Source organism: Janibacter sp. CFPM2_SD2, from assembly GCF_057364645.1.
Map to the genome: position 1 here is coordinate 1 of NZ_JBNFOF010000164.1, position 7,142 is coordinate 7,142.

The window sequence follows — 7,142 nt, forward strand, 5'->3', positions numbered from 1 at the left end:
GCGAGCCGCTCGACGAGGTCGATGTCGGCCCAGCCGCGGGCCACGAGGGCCCGCTCGACGGGGAGGACGGCTGGCTCGGGACGTCGGCGTCGGCGTTCACCCTGCCGACCATAACCACCGATGGCCGCCGTTGTCCGCAGGCCGGTCCGCGCCGCACGAGCAACGGCCCGCCCCACCCCGACGAAGGGGGTGGGACGGGCCGTCGTGGTGACGCTCAGATCAGCGGGTGCCCGCCTGGACCTGGAGGTTGACGTTGTCACCGGACTGGCTCTTGACCCTGATGGTCGTGCCCGAACCGGCCACCTTCGTCGAGCTCCACGGGTTCTGCTCGGACCAGTAGCGGTCCGGGTCGGAGTCGTCGAAGGTGGTGATCGCCGGCTGCGACGGCACCTGGCTCGCGACGCCCTTGTTGTGGAAGGTCACCGCGTCGGTGCGCTGCGTCCCGAAGGTCGCGTCGAAGGGCTGACGGCGGTTGCCGAGCAGCGCGCCGTTCGGGAAGGTGACAGGGGTCGGCCGCGCGTCGACGGGCAGGACCTGGCCGTAGCCGGGGTGCGTGCTCGTGTTGTTGTCGGCGTAGGCGTTGTTGATGTACCAGACGAGCAGGCCGTCCTGGTACGGGAAGCGCTCGACCCAGTCGGGACGGGTCGTGGCCCAGCCGAAGTTGTACGGACCGGTCTTGAGGTTCTTGTCGTACCCGGAGTACACGCGGTTCTCGGCGAGGTAGTAGCTCTGGACCTCCTCGGACGTGGAGCCCGACATGCGGGTCCAGCCGTCGGCCGTCCAGCCGTTGTCACCGGACTCGACGTCGTCGGACAGCACAGTCGCACCGTCGACGGTGATCGTGATGTCGTCGACGAAGGCGCCCTTCTCCGAGACGCCGCCGTCGGTCTGGTAGCGCCAGCGGAAGAGGATCTTCTTGCCCGCGTAGGCGCTCAGGTCGTGGGAGACCTCGTTCCACGACAGGTCGCCGCCGTCGTCCGCGGACAGCTCCTCCCACGAGGAACCGCCGTCGGTGCTGACCTCGGTGTAGAGGTAGTCGTAGTCGGCCTCGGTGCTCAGGGCCAGCTGCGCGGTCAGGTCGGCCGACGTCGCCCCGGTGAGGTCGATCTCGCGGGTGAGCGAGGTGTTGAGATCGTTGTCCGACCCGGACCACCACTCGTAGCTGCCCGAGTGCGGGGTGTTGTAGTCGGTCTCGACGGTCTCCTTGGGCAGGACGACCGCAGCGGCCTGCGCGAGCTTGGCGTCGTCACGGTCGGCCGGGCCGAGCTTGAAGTTCTTCTTCTCGCCGGGGTTGACCGTCGTGTAGTCGAGCCAGCCGAGCTGCAGCTTCTCCCAGGCACCCATGTAGCCCGGGCTGGAGCCGATGTCCTCGGTGCCGTCGTTGAGCCACGAGCCACCGGACATCAGGGTCCAGAAGCCGGTGCCGTTGTCGCCACCCGCGGTGTCGTAGAGGTCGGGCAGACCGAGGTCGTGGCCGAACTCGTGGGTGAAGACACCCAGACCGCCGTTCTCGGGCTCGGTCGTGTAGTCACCGATCCAGATACCGGAGTCACCCAGCGGCACACCGCCGAGCTTGTTCTGCGCGGGGCCGGTCTTGCCGACGTTGTTGCTGTAGGCGTACCAGCGGTGGCTCCAGATGGCGTCCTCACCCTGGGCACCGCCGCCGGCCTCCTCGCCCTCACCGGCGTGGATCGCCTGGAAGTGGTCGATGTAGCCGTCGGGCTCGTTGAAGTCGCCGTCACCGTCGAAGTCGTAGCGGTCCCAGACGTCGAACTGCGCGAGGTAGTCCTGGATCTCGGCGTTGGACTTGCCCTGGGCGACCTGGTCGTCGTACCAGGCCTGCGCGGTGTCCTTGACGTAGTTCCAGTAGCCGTCGGCCTCGGAGGCGAGCTCGTTGGAGCCGTAGCGGGCCTCGTTGTAGGGGACGGTCACCCAGTCGCTGACGTCGCCCTTGGTGAGGAAGCGACCGTTGGACTGCTTGAGGTAGAAGTCCTTGAAGGACTCCTTGCCCTCGCCGAACATCAGGTCGAGGTAGTGGTCGCGACCGAAGTTGTCGTCCCAGATCGTCGAGTTGTTGTTGGCGCGGTCCGGCTCGGGGATCTCGTTGTTGACCGGGCCGGCCTCGCCGCCGGCCTCCGGGATCGTCTGGTCGCCGAAGTCCGTGAGGATCGTGAAGACCGAGGCCTCGCGGTTGACGTCGTACTGGACGTACTTCGTGCGCCCCTTGGGGCCCTTGTCCTTGGTGACACCCGCGGCGGTGGTGTGCCGCTCCGCCTTGTCCTTGCTCTTGACCTCGATGACCTTGGTGCCGTTCTTGGTGACCACCTTGGCCTCGCCGGCCAGCAGCTGGTCGACGGCGTCCTTGCGCAGCTCGCGCTGCGCATCACCGAGCGGGTTGGGCAGGTCGTCGTGCCGGGCGGTCGAGGCAGCAGGGTCCTCGGGCGCCACGCCGGCGGTCGTCCCAGCACTCGCGGCCATGGGCGCGAGGGTGAGCACGAGAGCGGACGCGGCGAGACCTGACACGACGTGGGTGTGACGTCTCTTCACGAATCCTCCAGGGGAATGATGTGGCTCCTGCCACAGGGGTATGCGCACCCAATCAAGATCTGACGGCTTTTGGGAGACTCCACCGGATTTCCTGAAGGAATCTTTACTCTTCGGGCCTCACCGTCCGTCGCAACGCCCCTGAGCGAGGACGACGAAGGGGGGCCGACCCCCGGGCCCTAGGGTGGTGCCATGAGCGAGACGACCGCCCCCTACGGCTCCGGGTCCTCCCCGGCCCCCATCGCCCCCAAGCGGGTGCGCATCCCCCACCTGCAGGCGATGAAGGAGCGCGGCGAGCGCTGGGCCATGCTCACCGCCTACGACATGTACGCCGCGCAGGTCTTCGACGGCGCCGGCATCCCCGTGCTGCTCGTCGGCGACTCCGCCGGCAACAACGTCTACGGCTACGAGACCACCGTCCCCGTGACCCTCGACGAGATGATCCCGCTGACCCGCGCCGTCGCCGGCGCGGCGGCGAGCGCGCTCGTCGTGGCGGACCTCCCCTTCGGCACCTACCAGGCCTCTCCCGAGCAGGGCTACCTCTCCGCGGCCCGTCTCATGAAGGAGGGCCTGGCGCACGCGGTCAAGCTCGAGGGCGGCGCCGAGATGGCGCCGACGATCGAGCGGATGACGAAGGGGGGCATCCCCGTCATGGCGCACATCGGCTTCACCCCGCAGAGCGAGCACACCCTCGGCGGCTACCGCGTCCAGGGCCGCGGCGAGGCCGCGGCGAAGCTGCTCGAGGACGCCCGCGCCGTGCAGGCGGCCGGCGCCTTCGCCGTCGTCATGGAGATGGTGCCGGCGCCCTCCGCCGCCGAGGTCACCCGCGAGCTGCGCATCCCGACCATCGGCATCGGCGCCGGCCCCGACTGCGACGCCCAGGTCCTCGTCTGGCAGGACATGGCCGGCCTGCGCACCGGCAAGGCACCGCGCTTCGTCAAGCGATACGCCGACCTCGCGACGGTGCTCGGCGACGCCGCCCGTGCCTACGCCGCCGACGTCGCGGACGGCAGCTTCCCCGCCGCAGAGCACTCCTTCGAGAGCTGACGATGGCTCCCGACGACCTGCCCGAGATCCGCACCCGGTGGTCGGAGGTGTCGGGCGGGATCGATGCCGCGCACGCCTACCAGCGGCGCTTCGACGAGCTGGCGAGCGGCGGTGCCGACCTCGACGGCGAGGCCCGCTTCGTCCACGCGCTGCACGAGCCGCCTGCCCGCATCCTCGACGCGGGGTGCGGCACCGGCCGGGTCGCGACCGAGCTGACCCGCCTCGGGCACGACGTCGTGGGGGTCGATGCCGATGCGGCGATGGTCGAGGTCGCCCGGGAGCGCGATGTCGTCACGCGCTTCGTCCACGCCGACCTCGCGACGCTGTCGCTGTCGACGCAGACCTTCGACGTCGTCCTCCTCGCGGGCAATGTCGTGCCCTTCCTCGCCGACGGCACCCTCGTCGACGTGCTGCGCCGGATGCGTGCGCACCTGGCGACGGACGGGCGGCTCGTCGCCGGCTGGTCCCTGCCGGGGCACCAGCCGCAGGGCGCCGCCGCCGTCTCGGCCGAGGACTACGAGCAGGCGGCCTTCGCCGCCGACCTCTCGCTCGTGCAGCGCTACGCGACGTGGGACGCGCAGCGCTGGCCCGGTGACGGCTCCTACGCGCTCACGGTGCACCGGCCCCGCTGACACCGCGACGAAGGGAGGGTCCGCACCCCGGTGCGGACCCTCCCTTCGTCATGTCGTCGGCAGGAGCGGTCAGGCGCCGGCGTCGCCGGTCTCCCACTCGCGGTCCTTGCGGTCCTGCTCGTCCCAGGCCTCGGTCTTGGCCGCGGCGGTGGCGAGCGCGGCCGCGGCCTCGGCCTCGGTCTCGTAGGGCCCCATGACGTCCTCGCCCTGGGAGCGGTTGTCGTCGGTCTCGACCTGCTTGGTCTCGATGTTGAACCAGTACGCCATCTGTCGTGCCGTCCTCTCTCGCGGGTGGCCGCGGACCGGAGCGCATCCGTCGCGCGCTCGTTGCCTAGACTTCACCGCATGCCTGCCGCTGCCGCAACCGTGACACCCGGTGAGGTCTCCCCCCGTCGGTCCGTGCCCGCCACGATCCGCCGGCCGGAGTACGTCGACCGCCCGGCACCGGCCCCCTTCGACGGCAGCGAGATCAAGGACGCCGAGACCATCGAGCGGATGCGGCACGCGTCGCGCATCGCGGCGCAGGCCCTGGCCGCGGCCGGTGCCGCCGTCGCCCCCGGCGTGACGACCGACGAGGTCGACCGGATCGGTCACGAGTACCTCCTCGACCACGGGGCCTACCCGTCGACCCTGGGCTACCGGGGCTTCCCGAAGTCGCTGTGCACCTCGGTCAACGAGGTCGTCTGCCACGGCATCCCGGACTCGCGGCGGATCGAGGACGGCGACATCGTCAACATCGACATCACGGCCTACGTCGGCGGCGTGCACGGCGACACCAACGCGACCTTCCTCGCCGGTGACGTCGCCGAGGAGTCGCGACTGCTCGTCGAGCGCACCCACGAGGCGATGCTGCGCGGGATCAAGGCGGCCCTGCCCGGGCGGCAGATCAACATCATCGGCCGGGTCATCGAGCGCTACGCGGCCCGCTTCGGCTACGGGGTCGTGCGCGACTACACCGGCCACGGCATCGGCACGAGCTTCCACTCCGGGCTCGTCGTGCCGCACTACGACGCGGCCCCGGAGCACGCGACGGTCATCGAGCCCGGCATGACCTTCACCATCGAGCCGATGCTCAACCTCGGCACCCCCGACTGGGACCTGTGGGACGACGGCTGGACCGTCGTCACCCGTGACCTTCGGCGCTCGGCGCAGTTCGAGCACACGATCCTCATCACCGACGACGGCAACGAGATCCTCACCCTCCCCTGAAGGCAGGCACACGATGAGCAAGAAGCCCGACGCCCTGGGCATCGACATCGGCGGCAGCGGCATCAAGGGTGCCCCCGTCGACCTCGACAAGGGCAGCTTCACCGACGACCGGCTGCGCATCGCGACGCCGGAGGAGTCCACCCCCGAGGCGCTGTGCGACGTCGTCGCCCAGATCGCCGACCACTTCGCGGTGAAGAAGGACCTGCCTCTGGGCATCACGATCCCCGCGGTCGTCATGCACGGCGTCGTCCAGACCGCGGCCAACATCGACAAGTCGTGGATCGGCGTCGACGCCGACGAGCTCTTCAGCGACCGGCTCGGCCGCGAGGTCCACCTCGTCAACGACGCCGACGCCGCCGGGGTCGCCGAGCGCTACTACGGCGCGGCGAAGGGAGAGAAGGGCACCGTCGTCCTCACCACCCTCGGCACCGGCATCGGCACCGCCCTGATCGTCGACGGTCGGCTCGTGCCCAACACCGAGCTCGGGCACATCGAGGTCGACGGCCACGACGCGGAGACCCGCGCCGCCGAGTCGGTGCGCGAGCGCGACGACCTGACGGTGGAGCAGTGGGCGGAGCGCCTGCAGGCCTACTACTCGCGGCTCGAGGCGCTGCTGTGGCCGGACCTCTTCGTCGTCGGGGGCGGGGTCAGCAAGCAGGCCGACACCTTCCTGCCGCTGCTCGACCTGCGCACCCCGATCGTGCCGGCGAAGCTGAAGAACAAGGCCGGCATCATCGGTGCCGCCCGGCTGGCGGCCAAGGGCTCCTGAGGCGCGCGCTCCCGGCGGACCCGACGGCTCGGCGGCAGACCACGATCCGGTCTCGACCGGTCGCGTCCCGCCGCCCCGTCACCGGGCCATACGGCAGGCTGGGGACATGACGACCTCGTCGGGCGCCTCCTCCCAGGCCCTCTCCCGCCGGCTCGGGCTCACCGACGCCGTGGGTGTGGGCCTGGCCTCGATGCTCGGGGCCGGGCTCTTCGTCGTCTTTCGCCCCGGCCGCCGCCCAGGCCGGCTCGCTGCTGCTCGTCGCCGTCGTCGTCGCGGGGCTGCTCGCCACCGCCAATGCGACCTCCACCGCACGGCTGGCGGCTCTCTACCCGGAGTCGGGCGGCGCCTACGTCTACGGCCGCGAGCGACTCGGGGTCAAGTGGGGTCACCTCGCGGGCTGGGGATTCATCAGCGGCAAGATCGCCTCGTGCGCCGCGATGGCCCTGACCATCGGCGTGCACATCGCCCCGGGGTGGTCGCAGGCCGTCGCCGTCGTCGTCGTGCTCGCGGTCCTCGCGCTCGACCTCCAGGGCATCCAGCGCTCGGCCGGCGTCGCGCGGGTCATCGCCCTGACCGTCATCGCGCTCGTCCTCGTCTTCGTCGTCGTGCTGCTCACCAGCCCGCCGGTCACCGCCGACACGCCCCCCGCCGACGCCGCCCGGCTCCGGTGGCGCGCTCGGCGTCGCCCAGGCCGTGGGCTTCCTCTTCTTCGCCTTCGCCGGCTATGCCCGCGTGGCCACCCTCGGCGAGGAGGTCGTCGAGCCGCGCCGCACGATCCCCCGCGCCGTGGCGATCTCCCTGGGCATCGTGCTCGCGCTCTACGTGCTCATCAGCCTCGCGCTCACCCACACCCTCGGGGCCGGGTGGGTCGCGGCCCGGGAGGCTCCGCTCGCCGAGGCCGCGGAGATCTCGGCCTGGCCCTGGCTCGGCCGGCCTGCGGG

The 7,142-nt window shown here is 70.9% G+C and carries 7 protein-coding genes; 5 read left to right on the forward strand and 2 right to left on the reverse strand.

Annotated elements, in window-relative coordinates; genetic code table 11:
* Positions 1–219 precede the first annotated feature (219 nt).
* Positions 220–2,478 (reverse strand): immune inhibitor A domain-containing protein, encoded by a 2,259-nt coding sequence (locus tag AC2W7J_RS13815; RefSeq protein ID WP_485983080.1) that lies wholly within the window; start codon positions 2,476–2,478, stop codon positions 220–222.
* Between the two features lie 258 nt (positions 2,479–2,736).
* Between AC2W7J_RS13815 and panB the strand changes: the two genes are divergently transcribed.
* Together panB and AC2W7J_RS13825 are read left to right on the forward strand one after the other, a co-directional pair.
* Complete coding sequence (gene panB, locus AC2W7J_RS13820) at positions 2,737–3,591, forward strand: 3-methyl-2-oxobutanoate hydroxymethyltransferase (RefSeq protein ID WP_485983082.1); 855 nt, start codon at positions 2,737–2,739, stop codon at positions 3,589–3,591.
* A gap of 2 nt (positions 3,592–3,593) precedes the next feature.
* A complete protein-coding gene (locus AC2W7J_RS13825; protein WP_255183658.1) occupies positions 3,594–4,223 on the forward strand; it encodes a class I SAM-dependent methyltransferase in 630 nt (209 codons plus the stop codon).
* 69 nt (positions 4,224–4,292) lie between these two features.
* Here AC2W7J_RS13825 and AC2W7J_RS13830 read toward each other — a convergent pair whose 3' ends face one another.
* A complete protein-coding gene (locus AC2W7J_RS13830; protein WP_255183659.1) occupies positions 4,293–4,490 on the reverse strand; it encodes a methionine aminopeptidase in 198 nt (65 codons plus the stop codon).
* 78 nt (positions 4,491–4,568) lie between these two features.
* Between AC2W7J_RS13830 and map the strand changes: the two genes are divergently transcribed.
* The 3 genes from map to AC2W7J_RS13845 form a co-directional block, all read left to right on the forward strand.
* On the forward strand, positions 4,569–5,432 hold the full coding sequence (gene map / locus AC2W7J_RS13835; protein ID WP_485983084.1) for a type I methionyl aminopeptidase: 864 nt from the start codon (positions 4,569–4,571) through the stop codon (positions 5,430–5,432).
* A gap of 13 nt (positions 5,433–5,445) precedes the next feature.
* Positions 5,446–6,201 (forward strand): polyphosphate--glucose phosphotransferase, encoded by a 756-nt coding sequence (gene ppgK / locus AC2W7J_RS13840; protein WP_421009043.1) that lies wholly within the window; start codon positions 5,446–5,448, stop codon positions 6,199–6,201.
* A 173-nt stretch (positions 6,202–6,374) separates the two neighbouring features.
* Positions 6,375–7,142, forward strand: a 768-nt coding sequence (locus AC2W7J_RS13845; RefSeq protein WP_485983086.1) for an amino acid permease, incomplete at its 3' end; no start/stop codon positions are given.